This window comes from Mesorhizobium sp. B3-2-1 (assembly GCF_006439515.1).
GTDB lineage: Bacteria > Pseudomonadota > Alphaproteobacteria > Rhizobiales > Rhizobiaceae > Mesorhizobium.
In genome coordinates this window covers 117,253-138,728 of the sequence record NZ_VFTI01000009.1, presented here as the reverse complement: position 1 = coordinate 138,728, position 21,476 = coordinate 117,253, and the positions used below count along the sequence as shown (strand labels likewise).

Below are 21,476 nucleotides of genomic sequence, written 5' to 3'. Positions count from 1 at the left end.
CCTCAGGCCTTCGGCGCGACTTTTTCATCGATTTGGCGCGAGAGTATGGCGGAGAACTCGTCGGAGAACCCCTCCATGCGCACCGCGATCTTGCTCGCATCCGATGACAGCTTGTTATAGGCGATGACCGCCGGAATGGCGGCAAGCAGGCCGATGGCCGTCGCCAGCAGCGCTTCGGCGATGCCGGGCGCGACCACCGCGAGGCTGGTGTTCTTGGAGCCGGCGATGGCCTGGAACGAGGTCATGATGCCGATGACGGTGCCGAACAGGCCGATGAACGGTGCCGCCGAACCGGTCGTGGCGAGAAAGCCGAGACGCCCCTCCAGCTTCTCCATCTCGCGGGTCAGCGCCAGGTCCATGGCCTTGTCGATACGGGTCTGCAGGCCGAGTGGCGACTTGGCGCCTTTCTCGAAACTCTTCTTCCATTCGCGCATGGCGGCGACGAAAATGGCGCCCATGCCTGTCGTCTTGCGGTCGGCGAGCGTGCGGTAGAGCTCCTCCAGCGACTGCCCGGACCAGAAAACCTGCTCGAAGCGGTTCAGAGCCAGCCGCATGCGGCCATAGGCGACCAGCTTGTCGACGATGATCGCCCAGGTCCACACCGAGGCGCAGAGCAGCCCGATCATGACCAGCTTGACCACCCAGCTGGCCTGCATGAACAGGGCCCAAATCGACAATTGCGCGCCCGGTTCGGCGAGTGCGATATTTTCCATCGTTACGTCCTTAAGATTTTCCGGGCGAAGCTGGCGGCTGGCCCATGGCATCCCTTGTGGTCGGTTCGCACGAAGCTACCGGACACCCCAAACCGTGCCGTTAGCGGCCTTTTCGGGGCAAATATTGGTGAAAGGAAGGCGCTGGATAACGCCAATCTTCACCAATCTCTTCATGAACCGTTATGGTTAAGGATGGGTTAGTCCATTGGGCGCGGCGCATTGCCGCGCCCGGGCATCGCAGGCCGGCATCACTTGAATCTCAACGTGCCCTAGGCATGAAGGCCGCGACCCATTCCCTGGGGAAGCGTCTCGGCCGGCCGTTCTCGCCGATGATCGCCGCCTCGACCCTGGCCTCGACCAGCACCTCGTCGCCGCGCTTGAGCTGCTGCGCCATGAAGATGCGCGCGCCTGAGATGGTCTCCGTGCGGGTGTCGACGGTCAGTATGTCGTCGATGCGGGCGGGAATGCGGAAGTCGATCTCCATGCGGCGCACCACCCATACGATCTTCTCGCCGTGCTTGCCGTCGGCGAGTTCGGTATGATGCACGCCGGTGAGCCTGAGATAGTCGGAGCGGCCGCGCTCGAGGAATTCGAGATAGCGCGCGTGATAGACGACGCCTGAGAAATCGGTATCGGCATAATAGACCCGCGCCATCAGCCGGTGGCCGAACTCGGTCAGCGCGCCGGAAAGCCCGGCCATCAATGCCGCGGATTCACCATGATCGCCCATTGCGCTTCCCTTTTGGATGCCGACGCGGCAGGTATTTTTGGCGCATGAACCCGATGGCACTGTTGACGACGATGATCAAGACCTTGATGGCAGTCGTGCTGGCGCTGGCGGCTTCTACACTTTCCTGTGAGGCGGCGACCTTCTCGATGAAGCGCGGTCTCAATCTCGACCAGTGGGTCACCTGGCCCGGCGAGGATCAATGGGGCGATGCCAATGCCATCCTGCCTTACCCGGAATGGCGCAAATTCCTCGAGCAGGCCGACCTCGAGGCGCTGAAGGATGCCGGCTTCGATTTCCTGCGCATGCCCGTCGATCCGTCGCCTTTTCTCTCGGACAAGACAACAGGCCTCCGTGACCAGCTCTATGCCAGTGTGCTGGACTCGGCGCGCATGATCAACCGCGCCGGGCTGAAGGTGATCGTCGACATGCACCTGATCCCGGCCGGCGGCAGCCGCACGATCGGCATGGGCGAGGTGATGGACGATCCCGCGACCTTCGACCGCTATGTCGAGATGGTTCGCGGCATGGCCCACACGCTGGCACGCGAAGATCCCGAAAAAGTCGCTTTCGAACCGATGAACGAGCCGATCGTCGATTGCGACAGCGACGGCACCAACCTGTGGCCCGACCGCCAGCGCAAGCTGTTCGCGGCGGCGCGCGCCTCGGCGACGAAACTGACGCTGGTCCTGACCGGAGCCTGCTATTCCGCCGCCTCGTCTCTTGAGAAGATCGATCCGAGGGCGATCCCCGACGACAACGTCATCTGGACCTTCCACTCCTACGACCCGTTCCTGCTGACCCACCAGGGCGCGACCTGGGCCGGCGACTTCATCCCTTATGTGACCGGCCTGCCCTATCCGTTGACCGCGGTGCCAAAGGCGCAGCTCGATGTGACGCTTGACACCATCCGCGCCCGTATAAAGGCACAGGCGCCCTGGGCGCGGCAGAGCGGCCTGCTCGCCTATCTCGACGAGCAGGTCGCCAGCATGGACAGTGCCGACAAGCTGCTTGGCCTGATGGATGCGCCGTTCAAGGCCGTCGAAGCCTGGGCGAAGGTCAACGGCATCAAGCCGGAAGACATCACGCTGGGCGAGTTCGGCATGATCCGCCAGGAATATGGCAATGCCCATGTGATGCCGGCGCGGTACCGTGCCGCCTATGTCAGGGACATGATCGCGCGGGCCGAAGCGCACGGCTTCTCATGGTCGGTGTGGAGCTATGGCGGCGCTTTCGGCGTGGTCGATGCGTTCAATGGCGACAAGGCCGAGCCTGATGTGATGGACGCAATCCGACGTCTGCCCTGAAGTGCCGGTCAGCCGAGGTCGATCTGCAGGATCTCCGGACGCATGCCGAAACGGATGGGCAAATTGCTGAAGCCGAGCCCGCCCGAGACGATCAGGTTACGATCGTCCTCGATAACATGGCCATAGGCGTAGCGATTGCCGAACTGCGACGGCACGATGGGCGAATAGCCAAACAGCCGCACCTGCCCGCCATGGGTGTGTCCCGATAGCGTCAGCGACACACGCCACGGCACATTTGGAAAAATATCCGGTTCGTGCGCCAGCAGGATGACTGGCGCGGCGTCGCTGATCTTGGCCAGCGTGCCGTCGAGATCGTCCAATCCCCTGGCGGGCTCGTGCTTCTTTTTCGGCAACAGCGCCAACTGGTCGGCGAGGCCGGCGATCCATACCCCATGTCCGTCCTTTTCCAGACGCACGGCGTCGTTCTCCAGAACCGGGATACCGACTTTCTCCAGAGCCTTGCGCGCGATCGTCGGGCCGACTTCGGCACGCTGCGCGAAGCCGTCGGCCCACCAGTCGTGATTGCCGAGGATCGACAGCACGCCGAGCGGTGCCTTGAGGCCCGACAGGGCGCCAGCCCATTCCGGCGGCGTCACCCTTTGCGACACCAGGCGCATGCCGGCTATGTAGTCGCCGAGCAGCACGATCAGGTCCGGCTGCAGTGCATTCGCCTCTTCGGCGAGCGAAGCGATCCGCTGCGGCGTCATCCACGGCCGGCAGGCGTGGATATCGGCAAGGGCGACGACGCGAAGCTTCAACCCAGCGGGCCAATGCGGTGGCGTGAGCGCATAGCGCTTCACATGCGTCAGCAGCATCGGCTCGATGCCGATGGCGTACGCACTGAACGAGGCGACCGACAGGAACGATCCGCCGATGAAGCGCAGGAACCCGCGTCTGGTTATCATCAAAGTGGCTCCGATACCTCATTTCGGCATGCGCTGATGCCTGTCGCCCAAAAACGATCTGGATTTGGGAGGACGACATTCATGAGGCAGCGAGCCGATACAATCCAGCAATACGCCGGCAAGCGGCGAAGATGAGGAGAATTTGCGCAGGCCCGTTCACTGATGCTTGATCGGCGGCGTGAAAAGCCGCTTCGGCGGCTACTCTTCCTGGAACAGATTGATCTGCTGCTGCGCCAGATCCTTCGGCGCGTCGAGGCCGAGATGGCGCCAGGCGTTGGCGGTCAGCATGCGGCCGCGCGGCGTGCGCTGGATGAAGCCCTGCTGGATCAGATAGGGTTCGATAATGTCCTCGATGGCGTCGCGCGGCTCGGACAGGCCCGCCGCGATGGTCTCGATGCCGACCGGCCCGCCGCCGAAATTGCGCGCGATCATGCCGAGATAGCGGCGGTCGAGCGCGTCGAGCCCGAGTGCGTCGACTTCGAGCCGGGTCAAGGCCTCGTCGGCGATCAGGCGGTCGACATGGCCGTCACCGGCGACCGAGGCGAAATCGCGCACGCGCCGCAACAGCCGTCCGGCAATGCGCGGCGTGCCGCGCGCGCGCCGCGCGATCTCGAGCGCGCCGTCGTTGCCGAGCGGCATCTGCAGGATGCGCGCGCCGCGCCGCACGATCTGCTCCAACTCCTCGACCGTGTAGAAGTTGAGCCGCACTGGAATGCCGAAGCGGTCACGCAATGGATTGGTGAGCAGGCCGAGCCGCGTGGTGGCTGCCACCAGGGTGAACCGGGCAAGGTCGATCTTGACCGAGCGCGCGGCCGGTCCCTCGCCGATGATCAGGTCGAGCTGGAAATCCTCCATCGCCGGGTAGAGGATTTCCTCCACTGCCGGGTTGAGCCTGTGTATCTCGTCGATGAACAGCACATCGCCTTCTTCGAGATTGGTCAGCAGCGCCGCGAGATCGCCTGCCTTGGCGATGACCGGCCCGGAGGTGGAGCGGAAATTGACGCCGAGCTCACGCGCCATGATCTGCGCCAGCGTCGTCTTGCCCAGCCCCGGCGGCCCGACGAACAGCACATGGTCGAGCGCCTCCTTGCGGCCCTTGGCGGCCTCGATGAACACTTTGAGATTGGCCCGCACCGCCGCCTGGCCGACAAAATCGTCGAGCGTCTGCGGCCGCAAGGTCTGCTCGGCATCCTCGCCGCGCTTTTCCGGGGCAATGAGACGGGGGGAAAGGCTCATGCCAGCAATTCCATGCTTGCAATGGACCTTGCAGCCCGCAGATCGAAAGTGACTGTGTGGGAACAGCCCGCATTTCGGTTGTGTTCGGCGATGAGCGCATCGGCAAAGTCAACCTGCGGCATGTTGGACCTTTCGAGCGCGATCACGATGGCATCGAAATCCTCGAAAACCAGCGTTCTGATTTTCAGCAGTCTTTGAATTGCCGCCAGGACTTGTTCCCTGGACATCCTGTAGCGAGAAATCAGCGACCAACTGAACTCGACCAGGACGATCAGGCTGACAAAGCCTGGGGTATCCTCACTAAGGCCTTTGCCGAAAGCCAAGGCTTTTGCCCTTTGCTCGGCATCATCGTTCAGCACCATTCGAAGCAGAACGTTCGTATCGATGCCTATCGACGTCACGCGTCTCCCTCATGCCCGCCCTTCGGCGCGTCCCCGACAACATGCCGTCCAACCGCGTCCCGAACCGCTGCATCGATTTCCTCGAGCGAAGCCGGGCCGCCGGGCGGATCTCCCAGGAATCCCGCTAGGTCGACAAAGTCGAGATTGCGTGGCGTCCCGATCAAGTAGCCATCCACTACCGTCCAGGCGATCATGTCACCCGCCTTGAGCGACAGCGCATCCCTGACGTCCTTCGGGATGGTAAGCTGGCCTTTCGATGTCAGGCTTGCGCAAGCACCCATTGTCTTACTTTCTGAGAAATTACTTACAAAGCATATTGTAGTTGGAATTTTGTTTTCAAGCAATCACCGTGCCAATTCCTTCAGTCCGAAGCGAATCAGTTTCGAGGCATCTGCGTCCTCACCCGCCGTCTTCAGCGCCGCCGATATCGCATTGGCGGCGGTGTCGCGCGAATAGCCGAGATTGACCAGGGCCGAGACAGCGTCGGTGATCGGCGCCGGCGCCACGCCTTCACCGAGTTCCTGCTTCAGGCCGATCGTGCCCGAAGCGGCACCGGCATAGGCCGGCGCCTTGTTCTTCAATTCGGTGACGATGCGTTCGGCCACCTTCTTGCCGACGCCAGGGGCGCGGGAAATCATGGCGATGTCGCGCAGTGCAATGGCATTGGCGAGGTCGGCCGGCGCCAGCGTCGACAGGATGGCCAGCGCCACCTTGGCGCCGACACCCGGCACGTTGTTCATCAGCAACCGAAACCATTCGCGCTCGAGCTGCGACTGGAAGCCGTAGAGCCGGATCATGTCCTCGCGCACATAGGTCTCGATGAACAGCACCACCGCCTCGCCGGGCGAAGGCAGCGCGGCGAGCGTGCGCACCGAGCAATAGGCGACGTAGCCTACGCCGTGCACGTCGACGAGGCAGAAATCCTCGTCGACCTCGTCGAGCGTACCCTTGAGCTTGCCGATCATTCCCAACAGCCTCTCATGATGCCAATGCCGCCAGCCGATAGGCAGCACTCTGCCGGTGATGCGCGTGGCAGATCGCGATGGCCAGCGCGTCGGCGGCGTGTTCGGTGTCGAAGATCGCCTTCGGCAGCAGCACCTTCACCATCATGTGGATCTGCTTCTTGTCGCCGTGGCCGACGCCGATCACCGCCTTCTTCACCGCATTGGGCGCATATTCGGCGACGACGAGGCCCGCCCGCGCCGGGACCAGCATGGCGATGCCGCGTGCCTGGCCGAGCTTCAGCGTCGCAACGGCGTCCTTGTTGACGAAGGTCTGTTCGACGGCGGCCTCATGCGGCATGGCCTGATGCAGGACTTCGGCGAGCCCGTCATGCAGTTGGCAGAGCCGCGTCGCCAGCGCCGCCTTGTCCTCGGAGCGCACGGTACCCGAAGCGACAAAACGCAACGAATTGCCGAGGCTCTCGACGATGCCCCAGCCGGTGCGCCTGAGCCCCGGATCGATACCGATGATGCGAATCGCGTCCCCCATCCGGTGACTTTACCCCCGGCGGGCAGCGATGCCAGCGAAATGTGAACAAACCGGAAACAACCCTTGCAATTTCAAGGGGAGCGATTGCGAAATCGCTTAATTGCGGGCGAACGCCGTGTTGAGCAGGCTGATCTGGTCCGAGACCGGATTGGGTCGGCGAGCGACGGGCTGCACGTCGACCACCGCGCCGGCGCCGTAGATCTCTTCATCCATGCGGCGCACCAATGCCTGCAGGCGCAGCGACCGGTTGACGAGGTCGAGGAAATCGGTCGGCAGTTCGGCCCAGCCGGCCGCCTCGTCATGGGCGGAAGCGGTGTCGAGGCGCACCTTGGACTTTTCCGATGCGACCTGGTCGCGGGTCATCTCGCCGGAATTCGCCGCGCGCTGCAAAAGCAGCCACGAGGCGACCTGCATCAGCCTGGTGGTCAGCCGCATCGATTCGGCCGCGTAGAGCGTGGCCGCCAGCCGCGACAGTTTCTTGGCCTCGGCCCGGCCCTTGCCGTCGAGATACTCCGCCGCCTGTTCGACCAGTCCCATGCCTTCCTGGTAAAGCGGTTTGAAGGAGTGCGAAAAAACCCGGCGCTCCGCCAGCTTCACGGTTTTCGCAATGCCCTTCGAAGGCTCGTTCATTGATAACGCCCCTGCACTTGCAATCGGCCGATTCGGCTCTCTGCCGATACACCCGAGACCCTATAAGACTGAAGCTTGAAAATGCGCTTCGTCCGGGGTGAAGGCAAGCACATGTTTAACAGAAGGTTAACAGCGCTCGGCTGTGCGGCATACCGCCGGAATTCGGACAAAAAAAGAGCCGCGGATAAGGCGGCTCTCAGGAGTTTAACAGGGAGGCGTCAAACAAAGTGGCTCCAACCACTCGGTAAGAATCCAGATCACTGGATGGACATAGTAAACGCCCGTAAAGCTTAATGAACCCTTAACACCCCTGATATTTTTTGACCCAATGCCCTGCTTCTGTGCCGTAACAGCACAGCCGCACAGCCAGGCATCGGCCTTCACTCAGGCCTTTTTCCACACCACCGGCAAGGCAATGAAGGCGAACAGCAGCAGGCCTGCGTAGAAGCCGATCGACGATATCCCCAGCAACGGCTCGATCCCCGGATTTCCGGCAAGCAGTATATAAAGGCCGATCATGAGCCCGATGCCGCTGATTGCCGTCAGCCAGAAATGGACGAGGGCCAGTGTCTTTTGCCCGGCTGACGGAAACAGGTGGTAAAAGAACGCGAAGACCGCCGACATCAGCCAGCCAGCCACCATCGTGTGGGCGTGGGTCGGCATCTGGCCGTGGTCGTCGCTGATGGCCATGTGGATGCCGAGTGCCATGCCGCACAGCGCATAGATGATCGCCAGCGTGAAGAAATTCCGTGCTATCCCTTGCATATTAGTCCCCCGAATTGCCTTTTCCCAAGCTGGGAATGAGTTGATCGTCACGCCAGCGCCGTCGCCGCCGGACTTCCGGCGTCGGCACTAGCATCGGCATTGTTTCCGGACGATGTCGCGTCCCCCGACACTGCCGACATAGCAGAAAACCGGGCGGTGCGTTCATCATATTAGTTGCTCCTTTCGTTATCCGGCAGTCTGAAACACAGCCGGTTTTCCGCGACATCGTACCGAAACAGCCGCGGCGCTAAACGCTGCGACATCTGATCGGCGGGCGGGCAATGGCACGCGCCGCCAGGGGCATCGGGGAGAAAGCCATGGATTGGTATTCCATCGTCAAATTGCTGCACATCCTTTCGGCGACGCTTTGGGTCGGCGGCGGCTTCACGCTGATGGTGCTGGCGACGCTGGCGGATCGTGCCGGCAACATCCAGGGAACGCTGCAGGCGATGCGCGCCACCGGCGAGTTGGGCAACCGCTTCTTCGCGCCGATGTCGATGCTGACATTGGCCTTCGGATTGATCATGTGCTCGTTCTGGGTCGGCTTCTCCGATCTCTGGGTCCTGATCGGCCTTGCCGGCTACGCCACGACCTTCTGCATCGGCATGTTCGTTTTCAAGCCGACCGCCGACCGCATGGCCGCGATGATCGCCAGGGACGGCGTGACGCCCGCAGCCCTTGCCTATGGCCACCGCATCCTGCGGGCGGCTCGCTTCGATTATGCGGTCATGCTTGTCATCATCACCGACATGGTTCTGAAGCCGACCCTGCACGACTTCGCTGTCCTGGCGGGCATGGTGCTGGTCCTTGCCGCCGGTGCCGCGATGGCGCTCGGCCGGCCAAGACGCATGGTGCCAAGCGCCGCCTGATGCGGGCTGGAATGCGCTACATGAGGCCGGCGATCCCGTCCCACAGGAGCTTCACGGCCACGACCGCCACGGTCGCATAGGTGAAGGGATAAAAGATCTCCGGCCGCATCCGCCGCACCAGCCATGCACCGGCAATGGTCGACAACGGCGCCAGCGGCATCAGCACCGCCGATGCCGTCAGATTGGCGGTGTCGAACTGGCCGAGCGCGAAATAGGGGATGAGCTTCAGCGCGTTGGTGGCGGCAAAGAAGATCGCTGCCGTGCCCGACAGCACCTTGGGGTCGAGCCGGATGGGCAAGGCATAGACCTGGAAGGGCGGGCCACCGACATGGGCGACGAAGCTGGTGAACCCGGCGACAGTGCCCCATAGGGCCGCGGCCACGCGATTGGGTTCGGCCGCATGGTCGGAACCATGACGAAATTGCAGGTAAAGCCAGCGCAGCACGAAGATGATGGCAACGGCGCCGACGATGAGCCGCACCGCTTCCTCGGTGACCAGTGCCGCCGTCAGCCAGCCAAGCCCGATGCCAACGACGGCGCCCGGCATCATGTCGACCAGCATCTTGCGGTCGTACACGCCCCACCACGTCCACACCGAGACGATGTCCATAAGGCACAGGATAGGCAGCAGGATGGCGGCCGCTTGGACCGGCGGCATGATCAGCGCCATCAGCGGCACGCCGACGAAACCGACGGCGCCGCCGAAGCCGCCCTTGGACAGGCCGACCAGAATGACCGCCGGGACGGCGGCCGCGTAGAACCACGGATCGAGAAGCAGGCCTGACATGGGAGGGACTGGTCTGGAGGGAAAGCGCGTCGACGCCTGAATAACCCAGAATCGTCTGCTCGGCGATCGCAAATATGGGTTGGCCGCGACCGGCCCGGCTAACGGGCTTCGAGCACCTATCGGCGCGCCGAAACCAGCAGGAACATCGGCCGCTCGAGCTCTTCCGCAAGGTTCGGCATGGCTGCGATCTGCGCGTCCGTTGGACGGAATTCCTCGACATGCTCGATTGTGAAACCCGTGCGGATCAGCGTGTTGAGCGTGGTGCCGATGGTGCGGTGATGTTTCACCACCCCCTTGGCCAGCCAGTCGGTCTTGCGTGGCCCTTCCACCAGATACCGGTCGACAGGCCAGGTCTTTTTCCCCTCCCCATCGATCGACCAGCCCGGATTGGTCGGCGCCATATAGATCGGATGCTCCGTCGAGAAGACGAAATGGCCGCCGGGCGACAGGGCCTCATGCACGGTCCTGAGCAGGCGCTCAATATCCTCGATGTAATGCAAGGCGAGCGAACTATAGGCGAGATCGAAGCCGCTTTGCGGCAGGCTTAGCTGGTCGAGGTTGGCCCTCTCATAGGTGATGCCGGTGTCCGGGCCGGCGGCCCTCGCCCGGGCCAGCATCTTCTCCGACAGGTCCAGCCCAAGGACGTCGGCCGCGCCTTGCTCGTGCGCCCAGCGGCAGAACCAGCCGAAGCCACAGCCGAGGTCGACGATTCTCAGGCCTGCGACATCAGGCAGCATCGCGCGAAGCGCCGGCCATTCGGCGGCGCCTTCGAGGCCTTCGACCGAGCGGCCAAGCCGGCTGTAGCCCGCGAAGAAATCCGGTTGATCGTAAATGTTCTGCGCCATGTTTTTCTCGCTCTTCAGACGGGCACCTGGCGGAAGACTGACATTTGGTGGACTGGCCGCGCCTTTCCACCACGGCCACGCGGTGTCAAGCCCGTGAGCCCGACGGCAACCCCAGGGGCGGCGGTCGCCGCCGGATCGGCTGTGCCTTGATGATGGCGGTGCTGGTCTCGGCCTTGTCGGCGATACGGTCGAGAATGCCATCGAGGTCGCCGATCGAGCGCACGTACAGCCGGGCGACGAAACAGTCATCTCCCGTCACCTTGTCGCATTCGCCGAACTCTTCAATCTCCTCGATCAGCTTCTGGACGATGTGCAGCTTGCCCGGCAAAGGTTTGATCCGCACGATCGCCTGAAGCGTATAGCCGAGCGCCAGCGGGTCGATCTCGACGGTGAACGCCCGGATGACGCCCCGTTCCTCGAGCCGCCGCAGACGCTCCGAAACGCTCGGCGACGACAGCCCGACCTGGGCCGCCAGATCCTTCAGTGAGGTTCGCGCATCCCTGACAAGGATTTCCAGCAGATTTCGGTCGAGATCGTCCAGCATTTATCTTTCTCATGGTTCTTGAGGTAGTAACCTAATATAATTAGGCAACTCCTCCATATCGCCTTTTCCAAAAGATGGAAAGCTCTCACATCGCATGAGATTATGCCGCATCAACGGGTTCAGAGGCTTATCATGAAGGATACTGTACGCGGCACGGTCGAAATGTCGGCGGCAATGGCGATCCTGGGAACGATCGGATGGTTCGTCATCATGTCCGGTCAGCCGATCATGGATGTGGTGTTCTGGCGCTGCGCGTTCGGCGCGCTGACGCTGCTCATCATCTGCGCTTCGCTTGGATTGTTGCGCAACAGGCTGTCGTTGCGCGTCATCGGCCTCGCGGCACTGGGCGGCGCAGCGATCGTCATCAACTGGCTGCTCCTGTTCAGCGCGTTCTCGCGCGCCTCCATCTCGATCGCCACCGCGGTCTACAACACGCAGCCCTTCATGCTGGTCGGCTTCGGCGCGCTGTTGTTCGCCGAGCGGCTGACATTGACCAAGCTGACCTGGCTGGCAATCGCCTTCGCCGGCATGGTGCTGATCGTCGGGGCCGCCCCCGATGCCGGCGATGTCGGTACGAACTATTTCGCCGGCATTCTGATGGCCCTGGCCGCCGCCTTCTTCTGGGCTGTCGCCGCCATCGTCACCAAGAAGCTCAAGGGCACGCCGCCGCATCTGATCGCACTCATCCAGGTCTGCGTCGGCGTAGTCATGCTGGCGCCCTTCGCCAATCTCTCGCATCTTCCCGCCAATCCATGGAGCTGGGCCATGCTGGCGACGCTCGGCATCGTCCACACCGGCCTGATGTACATCCTGATGTACGGCGCCATCCAGAAGCTGCCGACGCATCTGCAGGGATCGCTGTCCTTCATCTATCCGGTCGTTGCCATCCTGGTCGATGTCACCGCTTTCGGCCATCGGCTGCATCTCAGCCAGGTCGTCGGCGCTGCCGCCATCCTGATCGCCGCCGCCGGCATGAATCTCGGCTGGACATTGTGGAAACCGAGACCGTCCGCCGCGAGCCCACAGCCGATCAAGTAAGGCGACACACTGGCTACCCCAGGTCAAAGATCCCGATCCTGGCTGCCCGCCTGTTCAAAGCGGGCAGTTTGCTCTATGCCGCAATCCAACCATCTTCGCCCGGCATAGGCGAAACCCGGGATCGAAGAACCATGAATGACGCAACGCCCCCCAACCGCTGCCGCATCGTACTGATCGCGCCGCCCGGCGTGCCGGCCACCCGCATCGCTGCCGCGTTCGACGGCGGCGACGTCGCCTCGCTGATCCTGCCCGAGAACGGCATGGACGAGGCCTCCTTCCAAGCGTTCGCCGAACAGGTCGTGCCAGCCGCGCAGGCCGCGGGCGTGGCCGTCATCATCGCTGGCGACACCCGCATCGCGGGCCGGGTCCAGGCCGATGGCATCCATGTCGAGGTTTCCAAGGCCGAGCTTGCCGAGACGATCGAGCATTTCCAGGTGAAAATGATGGTCGGCGCCGGCGGCGCCAAGACCCGCGACGACGCGCTGGAGCTCGGCGAGGCCAGGCCCGATTACATTTTCTTCGGCCGCTTCAGCTACGACAACAAGCCCGAGCCGCATCCGCGCAATCTGTCATTGGGGCAATGGTGGGCGCAGATGATCCAGATCCCCTGCATCGTCGAGGCCGGTTCCGATCTTGCCTCCGTCGAAACGGTGGCAGCCACACGCGCCGAATTCGTCGCGCTGTCGAGCGCCGTGTTTGCCGATGGCGTCGATCCGAAGGCGGCAATCACCCGGGCCAATGCGCTGCTCGACGAAACAGCGCCGCGCTTCGAGGATTGACGTGTCCCTGGCAAGGCTTTCCCTTCAGGCCCTGCTTGCGGCGGTGATGATCCAGGCCGCCGCCGCCGAAACTATACCCTTGCCGCAGCCCAAGCCTGACACCGGCGTGCACACCGACAAGCCGATCGAAAACCAGCTGCCGCAGCCCGCCACCACGGCGGAGCCCGCACCGCTGCCCTCGGTCGACAGCGTCAATCCCGATCGTTTCGGCGCCAAGCCGGCCGACGCCGCCTATGGCGCCTTCCAGCGCGGGCTCTACAAGACCGCCTACAATCTGGCGCTGGTCCGTGCGCAGAATGGCGACCCGGCGGCGCAGACGCTGGTGGCCGAGATCCTGTCGCGTGGCTTGGGTGTGCCGTTGAACTCGGCCGAGGCCGCGAAATGGTACGCGCTTGCCGCCGAGCAGGGCGTGCCGGAATCGCAGTTCCAATATGCGCTGATGCTGCTCGACGGCCGCTACGTCAAGAAGGACACGAAGGGGGCCTATGCCTTGATGCAGGCCGCCGCCGAAGCCGGCAACCAGCTGGCGCAATTCAATTTCGCGCAGATGCTGGTCCAGCAGGATCCCGGCGACGCCGGCATGGCCAAGGCGGTTTCCTATTATGAGCGCGCAGCGGCGACCGGTCTCGCCGACGCGCAATACGCCATGTCGCAGATCTATGCCAACGGCGTCGGCGGCAAGCCGCGCGACGATGCACAGGCACGGCGGCTGCTGGCGCAGGCCGCCCGTCAGAACTACGACACCGCGCAGATCGATCTCGCCGCCTGGATGATCGAGGGCCGCGGCGGCGCGCGCGACCTGAAATCGGCTTTCGGCTGGACGAAGCAGGCCGCCGAAGGCGGCAATGTCGCGGCCCAGAACCGCCTGGCAAAACTCTATATGCAAGGCATCGGCACCGATCCGGACCTCGTGCTCGCCGGTGCCTGGTACATCGTCGCCCGCCGCGCCGGCCTCATCGATCAGGAGATGGACGGTTTCCTGCAAGGGCTGAGCGACGACCAGACCAAGCAGGCCCTGCAGAAGGCGAACCGGTTGCCCTGAGGGTAGCGCGCACGCTCATTGCATATGATGCAGGACGACTTTGCCAAAGGACGGGCCGTGTTCGAGCCTCGACGTGACAGCATTCCGCGCTTCGGCTGATACTTGGCCCGGCACGCTTGCTCAGCGTCAGCTTGCCTCTTCGGGTGTTTTGTGGTCTTGGGAGCCGAAATCGCTTTTTCCAGCGAAAGTCTCATTCCCGGATCCCATCATCATGGCCAAGATCAATGGCAACGAAATCCGTCCCGGCTATGTCATCGAACACGATGGCGGCCTCTGGGTGGCGGTCAGGACCAACACCGTCAAGCCCGGCAAGGGCGGCGCCTACAACCAGGTCGAACTGAAGAACCTCATCAACGGCACCAAGCTCAACGAGCGCTTCCGTTCGGCCGAGACGGTCGAGCAGATCCGGCTCGACCTGAAGGATTTTTCCTTCCTCTACGAGCAGGAAGACGCGCTGGTGTTCATGGACACCCAAAGCTACGAGCAGCTCGAACTGAACAAGGACTTCGTCGGCGACCGCGCCGCGTTCCTGCAGGACGGCATGATGGTGACGGTTCAGCTCTACGAGGAGCGGCCGATCGGCATTTCGCTGCCCGACTATGTGACGCTGACCATCACCGAGGCGGATCCCGTGGTGAAGGGCCAGACGGCGGCGTCCTCCTATAAGCCGGCGGTGCTGGAAAACGGCATTCGCGTGCTGGTGCCGCCCTTCATCGGCGCCGGCGAACGCATCATCGTCGACACCAACGAAATCACTTACGTGCGCCGCGCCGACTGATGCATGTCGCCCTGAAGTGGCCCCGGTTGTGGGTCACCGACATGCATCGAGACAGAGTTTAAAGCGCCGCACCAGGAAGAAGCACTATGGCACGCTCCGCCCTCCTCAACGTCATGGTCCAGGCCGCAATGAAGGCCGGCCGCTCGCTGTCGCGCGACTTCGGCGAGGTCCAGAACCTGCAGGTCTCGATGAAGGGTCCCGGCGACTATGTCAGCCAGGCCGACCGCAAGGCCGAGGACATCGTTTTCGCCGAGCTGTCGAAGGCGCGCCCGGGCTACGGCTTCCTGATGGAAGAGCGCGGCGCCATCGCCGGTGATGACAGCCAGCACCGCTGGATCGTCGACCCGCTCGACGGCACCACCAATTTCCTGCACGGCATTCCGCTTTTCGCCGTCTCGATCGCGCTCGAGCGCCAGGGCCAGATCGTTGCCGGCGTCATCTACAATCCGGCCATGGATGAGCTCTATACGACCGAACGCGGCGGCGGCGCCTTCATGAATGATCGCCGCCTGCGCGTCGCCGGCCGCACCAAGCTTGTCGACACGGTGATCGGCTGCGGCGTGCCGCATCTCGGCCGCGGCCACCACGGCAATTTCCTGGTCGAACTGCGCAACGTCATGGCCGAGGTCTCCGGCATACGCCGCATGGGCTCCGCCTCGCTCGATCTTGCCTATGTCGCCGCCGGACGCATGGACGGGTTCTGGGAAGTCGGCCTGTCGGCCTGGGACATCGCCGCCGGCCTGCTCTTGATCCGCGAAGCGGGCGGCTTCGCCTCCGACATGGATGGCGGACAGGACATGCTCGACACCGGCACGGTCGTCGCCGGCAACGAGATCATCCAGCGCGCATTGCTGAAGACGGTGAAAAAGCCGCTCTCGCCGCGCTGAACCGCCGCAGTCGTAAAACCGCAAACAAAGCTTGAAATACTGTCCGTCGGTCGCCCAGATTAGGGTGATGCAGGACGATAGATGACCAACACCCCGCCACAGATCGACATCCCGTTCATCGGACGCTGGCACTATTCGCGCGCCGAGATGATCGCCGACGGGGTCGTCCATGCTGTCGGGATCGTGCTGGCGATCGCGGCCGGTTCGGCGCTGCTGGCGCTCGCCGCCTCCCGGGTCGGGCCCGGCGAATACATCGCAGCCGCCTTCTATGTCGTCTCGCTGCTTACGGTGCTCTCGGTATCGCTGACCTACAATCTGTGGCCGGTGACGTCGCCCGCGAAATGGATCCTGCGACGTTTCGATCATGCCGCGATCTATCTCTTGATCGCCGCCACCTACACACCCTTTCTCGCCCAGTTGGGAAACTCGCCGCTGGCGCGCTGGATGATCGTTCTGGTCTGGGCCGCGGCGGCAACGGGCATTGCCATCAAGGTGTTCTTCCCCGGCCGCTTCGACAGGCTGGCGATCGTCTTCTACCTTGCCATCGGCTGGAGCGGCATCGTCCTCGTCAAACCGCTCGTCGAGACGCTGCCGACCACGTCGATCGTGCTCATCGTCGCCGGTGGCGTCGTCTATTCCTGCGGCGTGATTTTCTTCGCCTGGAAGGCGCTGCGCTTCCACAACGCGCTCTGGCACGGCTTCGTCGTCACCGGCGCCAGCCTGCATCTGGCGGCCATGGTCGATTGCCTGGTCATCAATCGCCTTTGAAGCGTCGGCTCCAAGCCGCCTGTGGCAATATTGCCAAGCACCATTCAATTTGGTCACAATTCCGTTTAGAGTCGCCAGCAACGTGATCGGCGGCAGCGGCATCGGAAACGGGGCACGGATGGCTTTACTCAGATCCTTCGGCATGGGCAGGCGCTCCGACGTGCTCATCTACGATCCGCACAAATTGTCGAGCCCGCAGGTTTTTCTGCTGACCATGGTCATCTTCCTGGCCATCGTCGCCTTCATCGTCGCCATCCTGACCCGCCAGGTCACGACGGCATTCGTCACCAATCCCGGCCTCAACGGCCTGATCGTCGGCGTACTCGTGGTCGGTATCCTGCTGGCCTTCACGCAGGTCGGGCGGCTGTTTCGCGAGGTGCGCTGGGTCAACTCCTTCCGCGCCGGCTCGGAGACCACGGAACCGGTGCTGCTGGCGCCTATGAAGGCGATGATAGGACGCTCGTCGTCCATGGCCTTTTCGACCAGTTCGATGCGTACCATGCTCGATTCCATCGCCACGCGCCTCGACGAGAGCCGCGACACCTCGCGCTACCTGGTAGGCCTGCTGGTGTTCCTCGGCCTGCTTGGCACCTTCTGGGGCCTGTTGAACACGATCGGCTCGATCCGCGAGACCATCCAATCGCTCGATCCCGGCACGGGTGATGCCGCGGCGGTGCTCGATTCGCTGAAGCAGGGCCTGTCGGCGCCGCTGGCCGGCATGGGCACCGCCTTCTCGTCCTCGCTGTTCGGCCTGTCCGGCTCGCTCGTGCTCGGCTTCCTCGACCTGCAGGCCGGCCGCGCCCAGACGCGCTTCTACACCGAACTCGAAAACTGGCTGTCCTCGGTCACCGACCTGTCGTCCGACATCGTCGTTTCCGACCCGGCCAGGACCGAACCCTCCGACGAAATCCGGCTGCTGTCGGAACGGCTGCGCAGCATGCAGGAGAATGGCGGCGGCTCCAACCCGCGCGTCGCCACCGCCATGGCCAATCTCGCCGACGGCATTTCCGGCCTGGTCAAGAACATGCGTTCCGAGCAGCAGATCATGCGCGATTGGGTCGAAGCCCAGTCCGACGAGCAGAAGGCGATGCGCAACACGCTGGAGAAGATCGCCGACGCGCTGAAGAAGCCCGGGGTGCACTAGCATGGCGCTTGCCAGGGGCCGGCGTACCGATCGCCGCATCGACTATTGGCCGGGCTTCGTCGACGCGCTGTCGACGCTGTTGCTCGCCATCATGTTCCTGCTCACCGTTTTCGTGCTGGCGCAGTTCCTGCTCGGCCGCGAAATCTCCGGCAAGGACACGGCACTGTCGCGCCTCAACTCCCAGATCAACGAACTGACCCAGCTTCTGGCGCTGGAGCGCTCGACGACGCAGGACAAGGAGGATTCGCTCGCCAATCTGCAGGCATCGCTGTCGGCGGCGCAGGCGGAGAAGAGCCGGCTCGAACAGTTGCTGGCACAAGGTGCCGGCGCCGGCGACGCCGCCAACCAGCGTGCCGCGCAGTTGGGCGGTGAACTCGACAACCAACGCCAGATCAGCCAGCAGGCGCTGAGCCAGGTCGAGATCCTCAACCAGCAGATCGCGGCCTTGCGCAAGCAGATCGGCGCGCTCGAGGATGCCCTCAACGTCTCCGAAACGCGCGATCGCGATTCCAACACCAAGATCGCGGATCTCGGCCGTCGCCTGAACGTGGCGCTGGCGCAGCGCGTGCAGGAATTGAACCGCTACCGTTCCGATTTCTTCGGGCGCCTGCGCGAAATCCTCGCCGACCGCGAGAACATCCGCATCGTCGGCGACCGCTTCGTGTTCCAGTCGGAAGTGCTGTTCCCGACCGGCTCGGAAGTGATCAACGATGCCGGCAAGGTCGAAATGAAGAAGCTCGCCGACGCCATCATCGAATTGCAGAAAGAGATCCCGCCGGAGATCAACTGGGTGCTGCGCGTCGACGGTCACACCGACAACAAGCCGCTGTCCGGCAATGGCCGTTACCGCGACAATTGGGAACTGTCGACGGCGCGCTCGACCTCGGTGGTCAAGTTCCTGATCGAGAACGGCGTGCCGGCCAACCGGCTGGTCGCCGCCGGCTTCGGCGAGTTCCAGCCGCTCGATCCCGCCGACACCGACGAAGCGCGCAACAAGAACCGCCGCATTGAACTGAAGCTCACCGAACGGTGATCCATCATCACGCGCTCTCACGCGAAATTGTTCGCCGGCTCAACTCTAGGGCGCAGAAAGCGACCAGCAAGGCCTGAAAAGATTATCTTTTTTTAATTACACTTCGCCCGGAAGCGCTCCTAGCTTGTTGCTCAGGGCCGAGAACCGCCGGCGATGTCTCCCCATCGCGACGCGACGGAACCGGACGGCCCACGTCCGGAACGCGGAGCGGCAAGGCCGCTTCCTTCCCATCAAAAGGAGGCGCCGTCATGCGCTCTTCAGCATCTCTCAAGACTGCAACCCTTGCCGCAATTCTGATCGCCGCCCCGCTTGCCGGAGCCTATGCCGCGGGCCACCACAAGGGGGCACTCGATGCGACCGATCCGACTGCCATGACAGGCCCGCGCGTCGCGGCGCTCGTTGCGCAGGTTCAGGGTGTCCATCAGGGCATCGTCGACGCCAGGCGAGCCAACAACATCGTCCCGGCCGTCGCGGAGCGCCTGGAAATGCGAACGGCCCGTATCGGTCAGGCCGCCGAGAAGATAGCCGCGTCGGATCATGGCAGGATACCGGCCGCGCAATACCATGACCTGCTGCGCCGGCTCGACAATGTCGATCAGCGTCTGATGCTCGACACCGGCAGCGGTTTCCTGATTGGCGATGGCTCCGACGGCGGAAAATATCCGAACGGTTGAGGCCATCCTGCCTTGAAAGGTCCAAGAGGAAGGGACCAACTGGCGCCTTCGGGACCCCAATCCCGCGGGCGTCCTTTTTCCTCACCAGTCCACCTTGCCTACCAACCGAGCCAGATCGCGATCAGGGCGACCACCGCCGGCACGGTCTGGATGTAAAGGATCTTGCGGCCGACCGTCGCCGCGCCATAGAGACCTGCAATGGCTACGCACGACAGAAAGAAGACCTTGACCTGGAAACCGGCGGCGCCGAGGGTGAGCCCCCAGATCAGACCGGCGGCGAGAAATCCGTTGTAGAGCCCCTGATTGGCGGCGAGCACTTTGGAGGCGCTGGCGAATTCCGGCGTCAGGCGGAATGTCTTGTGCCCGCGCGGCGTATCCCAAAGCACCATCTCGAGATAGACAATGTAGACATGGATCGAGGCCACCAGCCCGACCAGAATGTTGCCGATCATTCTGCTCCCCCTGCACGCGTCGCCGGCAGCATTTCATGCTCGACCTCGCCTGCGCAAGCTGCATCTACCGGATGGTATCGGAGGGTTGCCAACGCTTTTGCCTTGGTGTCTTTTCGCGCCGTCCTCAATCACGGAAGCCGCCATGTCCTTTCACAAACTCGACGACCTCGGTCACAAGCTGGAAGCGCTTGAACATGCGCTGGCCATCCTCGGCGCCGATGAAGCAACGCACATGGCGGTCGGCGGTGGCGAGAAGCGCGCCGAAGCGATGGCCGCCCTGGCCGGCATGTATCACACCAGGGCGACCGCGCCGGAAATATCGGACTGGATCGCGGCCGCCGAAGGCGAGGCACTGGACAATGAGCAACGAGCGGCTCTCGCCGAACTGCGGCGGCAATACACCAACCTGGCCTGTCTGCCGGTCGAATTCGTCGAACGCCAGACGACGGCGCGCATGCGTTGCGAGCAGCTATGGCGCGACCTGCGCGCCAAGAACGACTGGGCTGGCTTCCAGCCGGCGCTCGAGGGCGTGGTGGCGCTGGTGCGCGAAGAGGCAGCCCTGCGCTCCGACGTGCTCGGCCTTGCCCCCTATGATGCGCTGATGGAACAATATGACCCCGGCAACCGCACGGAGGACATCACCCCCGTCTTCGCCGACCTGAAGGCCTTCCTTAGAGGCTTCGTGCCGGAGGCGCTGGCGATCCAGGACGCGCGGCTGCGCAAGCATCCGTTGAAGCCGCTTGCGGGCACCTATGCCATCGACCGGCAACGCGAACTCGGCCTTGCCATGATGGCGGCGGTCGGTTTCGACCTGACGCATGGCTCGCTGTCGGTGTCGCACCATCCGTTCTGCGGCGGCGTGCCGAGCGACGTGCGCATCACCACCCGCTACAAGACATCGGATTTCCTGTCGGCGCTGATGGGCGTGCTGCATGAGACCGGCCATGCGCTCTATGAACAGAACCTGCCCAAGGCATGGTCGCACTGGCCGCTCGGCAAGGCCCGCGGCATGGCCGTGCATGAAAGCCAGAGCTTGTTCGTCGAAAAGCAGATCGGCCGCAATCCCGCCTTCTGGCACTGGGCGCTGCCGGTGGTGGAAAAGCATCTCGGCGAAGCCTGGTCGCTCGATGATCTTCTGCCGCATGTGCATCGCGTCGAGCGCGGCCTGATCCGCGTGGATGCCGACGAGGTGACCTATCCCCTGCATGTTATCCTGCGCTACGAACTGGAGCAGGAACTCGTCTCGGGCAGGCTGGAGGTGGCTGATCTGCCCGAAGCCTGGGATGCCAAGATGCGCGACTATCTCGGTCTCTCCACCATTGACAATCCGGCCGATGGGCCGATGCAGGACGTGCACTGGCCGGGTGCCGCCTTCGGCTATTTTCCCTCCTACACGCTGGGCGCGATGATGGCGGCGCAGCAATGGGCCGCGCTGGTGCGCGAACATCCTTCAGCCGACGACGACCTTGCGAAAGGGAATTTCGCGGCCATCAACGACTGGCGCCGCAAGAAGATATGGTCGCAGGGGTCGCGCTGGTCGACGCCTGACCTGCTCGAACGCGCCACCGGCGAAAGACTCAACGCCACGTATTTCACGGAGCATTTGCGCAAACGCTATGGAACCGCGTGAGGCGACAGCTGTAGTCGCCGGCCGAAAAGCG

At 63.3% G+C, this 21,476-nt stretch carries 26 protein-coding genes; 12 read left to right on the top strand and 14 right to left on the bottom strand.

Annotated elements, in window-relative coordinates; translation table 11 throughout:
• Window positions 1-2: 2 nt before the first annotated feature.
• Together tolQ and ybgC are read right to left on the bottom strand one after the other, a co-directional pair.
• A complete protein-coding gene (gene tolQ, locus FJW08_RS12090; RefSeq protein WP_015315267.1) occupies window positions 3-713 on the bottom strand; it encodes a protein TolQ in 711 nt (236 codons plus the stop codon).
• Between the two features lie 259 nt (window positions 714-972).
• Window positions 973-1,443 (bottom strand): tol-pal system-associated acyl-CoA thioesterase, encoded by a 471-nt coding sequence (gene ybgC, locus FJW08_RS12085; protein WP_140810727.1) that lies wholly within the window; start codon window positions 1,441-1,443, stop codon window positions 973-975.
• A 53-nt stretch (window positions 1,444-1,496) separates the two neighbouring features.
• Here ybgC and FJW08_RS12080 point away from each other — a divergent pair, with 53 nt between their 5' ends.
• Window positions 1,497-2,747, top strand: coding sequence for a cellulase family glycosylhydrolase (locus FJW08_RS12080; protein ID WP_140810778.1), 1,251 nt, complete (start codon window positions 1,497-1,499; stop codon window positions 2,745-2,747).
• An 8-nt stretch (window positions 2,748-2,755) separates the two neighbouring features.
• On the opposite strand, the gene FJW08_RS12075 is transcribed toward FJW08_RS12080, so the two are convergent.
• From FJW08_RS12075 to FJW08_RS12040, 8 genes are all read right to left on the bottom strand, one after another.
• Window positions 2,756-3,652 carry a metallophosphoesterase gene (locus FJW08_RS12075; protein ID WP_140754754.1) on the bottom strand — a complete coding sequence of 299 codons (897 nt, stop codon included), beginning with the start codon at window positions 3,650-3,652 and terminating at the stop codon, window positions 2,756-2,758.
• A gap of 198 nt (window positions 3,653-3,850) precedes the next feature.
• Complete coding sequence (gene ruvB, locus FJW08_RS12070; RefSeq protein ID WP_140754756.1) at window positions 3,851-4,888, bottom strand: Holliday junction branch migration DNA helicase RuvB; 1,038 nt, start codon at window positions 4,886-4,888, stop codon at window positions 3,851-3,853.
• Complete coding sequence (locus tag FJW08_RS12065) at window positions 4,885-5,289, bottom strand: type II toxin-antitoxin system VapC family toxin (RefSeq protein ID WP_210241185.1); 405 nt, start codon at window positions 5,287-5,289, stop codon at window positions 4,885-4,887. The genes ruvB and FJW08_RS12065 overlap by 4 nt, the downstream gene beginning before the upstream one ends.
• The gene (locus tag FJW08_RS12060; RefSeq protein WP_140754758.1) at window positions 5,286-5,570 is read right to left on the bottom strand and encodes an AbrB/MazE/SpoVT family DNA-binding domain-containing protein; all 285 of its coding nucleotides are present in this window, start codon (window positions 5,568-5,570) and stop codon (window positions 5,286-5,288) included. Before FJW08_RS12060 ends, FJW08_RS12065 begins: the two co-directional genes overlap by 4 nt.
• Window positions 5,571-5,633: 63 nt before the next feature.
• Window positions 5,634-6,254 carry a Holliday junction branch migration protein RuvA gene (gene ruvA / locus FJW08_RS12055; RefSeq protein WP_140810726.1) on the bottom strand — a complete coding sequence of 207 codons (621 nt, stop codon included), beginning with the start codon at window positions 6,252-6,254 and terminating at the stop codon, window positions 5,634-5,636.
• Window positions 6,255-6,267: 13 nt separating this feature from the next.
• Window positions 6,268-6,780 (bottom strand): crossover junction endodeoxyribonuclease RuvC, encoded by a 513-nt coding sequence (gene ruvC, locus FJW08_RS12050; protein WP_140754762.1) that lies wholly within the window; start codon window positions 6,778-6,780, stop codon window positions 6,268-6,270.
• A gap of 96 nt (window positions 6,781-6,876) precedes the next feature.
• Window positions 6,877-7,410, bottom strand: coding sequence for a DUF1465 family protein (locus FJW08_RS12045; protein WP_140810724.1), 534 nt, complete (start codon window positions 7,408-7,410; stop codon window positions 6,877-6,879).
• 384 nt (window positions 7,411-7,794) lie between these two features.
• Window positions 7,795-8,175 carry a cbb3-type cytochrome c oxidase subunit I gene (locus FJW08_RS12040; protein WP_140810723.1) on the bottom strand — a complete coding sequence of 127 codons (381 nt, stop codon included), beginning with the start codon at window positions 8,173-8,175 and terminating at the stop codon, window positions 7,795-7,797.
• 317 nt (window positions 8,176-8,492) lie between these two features.
• Here FJW08_RS12040 and FJW08_RS12035 point away from each other — a divergent pair, with 317 nt between their 5' ends.
• Entirely contained in the window at window positions 8,493-9,044 is a 552-nt protein-coding gene (locus FJW08_RS12035) for a DUF2269 family protein (RefSeq protein WP_140810722.1), read from the top strand.
• A 16-nt stretch (window positions 9,045-9,060) separates the two neighbouring features.
• Here FJW08_RS12035 and FJW08_RS12030 read toward each other — a convergent pair whose 3' ends face one another.
• The 3 genes from FJW08_RS12030 to FJW08_RS12020 form a co-directional block, all read right to left on the bottom strand.
• A complete protein-coding gene (locus tag FJW08_RS12030) occupies window positions 9,061-9,831 on the bottom strand; it encodes a sulfite exporter TauE/SafE family protein (protein ID WP_140810721.1) in 771 nt (256 codons plus the stop codon).
• 116 nt (window positions 9,832-9,947) lie between these two features.
• Window positions 9,948-10,676: a class I SAM-dependent methyltransferase gene (locus FJW08_RS12025; RefSeq protein ID WP_140810720.1), complete on the bottom strand. Its 729-nt coding sequence runs from the start codon at window positions 10,674-10,676 to the stop codon at window positions 9,948-9,950.
• A gap of 85 nt (window positions 10,677-10,761) precedes the next feature.
• On the bottom strand, window positions 10,762-11,220 hold the full coding sequence (locus FJW08_RS12020) for an Lrp/AsnC family transcriptional regulator (RefSeq protein ID WP_140810719.1): 459 nt from the start codon (window positions 11,218-11,220) through the stop codon (window positions 10,762-10,764).
• A gap of 132 nt (window positions 11,221-11,352) precedes the next feature.
• On the opposite strand from FJW08_RS12020, the gene FJW08_RS12015 reads away from it, so the two are divergent.
• The 9 genes from FJW08_RS12015 (at window position 11,353) to FJW08_RS11975 (ending at window position 19,363) form a co-directional block, all read left to right on the top strand.
• Window positions 11,353-12,258 (top strand): DMT family transporter, encoded by a 906-nt coding sequence (locus FJW08_RS12015; protein WP_140810717.1) that lies wholly within the window; start codon window positions 11,353-11,355, stop codon window positions 12,256-12,258.
• Window positions 12,259-12,389: 131 nt separating this feature from the next.
• Window positions 12,390-13,037: a thiamine phosphate synthase gene (locus FJW08_RS12010; RefSeq protein WP_140810716.1), complete on the top strand. Its 648-nt coding sequence runs from the start codon at window positions 12,390-12,392 to the stop codon at window positions 13,035-13,037.
• 1 nt (window position 13,038) lies between these two features.
• A complete protein-coding gene (locus tag FJW08_RS12005) occupies window positions 13,039-14,079 on the top strand; it encodes a tetratricopeptide repeat protein (protein WP_140810715.1) in 1,041 nt (346 codons plus the stop codon).
• 211 nt (window positions 14,080-14,290) lie between these two features.
• Window positions 14,291-14,857, top strand: a complete 567-nt coding sequence (gene efp, locus FJW08_RS12000) for an elongation factor P (RefSeq protein WP_027141779.1) — start codon at window positions 14,291-14,293, stop codon at window positions 14,855-14,857.
• 86 nt (window positions 14,858-14,943) lie between these two features.
• Entirely contained in the window at window positions 14,944-15,744 is an 801-nt protein-coding gene (locus tag FJW08_RS11995) for an inositol monophosphatase family protein (RefSeq protein ID WP_140754782.1), read from the top strand.
• Between the two features lie 81 nt (window positions 15,745-15,825).
• Entirely contained in the window at window positions 15,826-16,512 is a 687-nt protein-coding gene (locus FJW08_RS11990) for a hemolysin III family protein (protein ID WP_140810714.1), read from the top strand.
• Between the two features lie 118 nt (window positions 16,513-16,630).
• The gene (locus FJW08_RS11985) at window positions 16,631-17,656 is read left to right on the top strand and encodes a MotA/TolQ/ExbB proton channel family protein (RefSeq protein ID WP_140754786.1); all 1,026 of its coding nucleotides are present in this window, start codon (window positions 16,631-16,633) and stop codon (window positions 17,654-17,656) included.
• A 1-nt stretch (window position 17,657) separates the two neighbouring features.
• Window positions 17,658-18,689 carry a peptidoglycan -binding protein gene (locus FJW08_RS11980; RefSeq protein ID WP_140810713.1) on the top strand — a complete coding sequence of 344 codons (1,032 nt, stop codon included), beginning with the start codon at window positions 17,658-17,660 and terminating at the stop codon, window positions 18,687-18,689.
• 248 nt (window positions 18,690-18,937) lie between these two features.
• Window positions 18,938-19,363 (top strand): hypothetical protein, encoded by a 426-nt coding sequence (locus FJW08_RS11975; protein ID WP_140810711.1) that lies wholly within the window; start codon window positions 18,938-18,940, stop codon window positions 19,361-19,363.
• Between the two features lie 98 nt (window positions 19,364-19,461).
• On the opposite strand, the gene FJW08_RS11970 is transcribed toward FJW08_RS11975, so the two are convergent.
• On the bottom strand, window positions 19,462-19,815 hold the full coding sequence (locus tag FJW08_RS11970; RefSeq protein ID WP_140810710.1) for a DUF1304 domain-containing protein: 354 nt from the start codon (window positions 19,813-19,815) through the stop codon (window positions 19,462-19,464).
• Between the two features lie 142 nt (window positions 19,816-19,957).
• Between FJW08_RS11970 and FJW08_RS11965 the strand changes: the two genes are divergently transcribed.
• Complete coding sequence (locus FJW08_RS11965; RefSeq protein WP_140810709.1) at window positions 19,958-21,445, top strand: carboxypeptidase M32; 1,488 nt, start codon at window positions 19,958-19,960, stop codon at window positions 21,443-21,445.
• The last annotated feature ends 31 nt before the right edge of the window (window positions 21,446-21,476 follow it).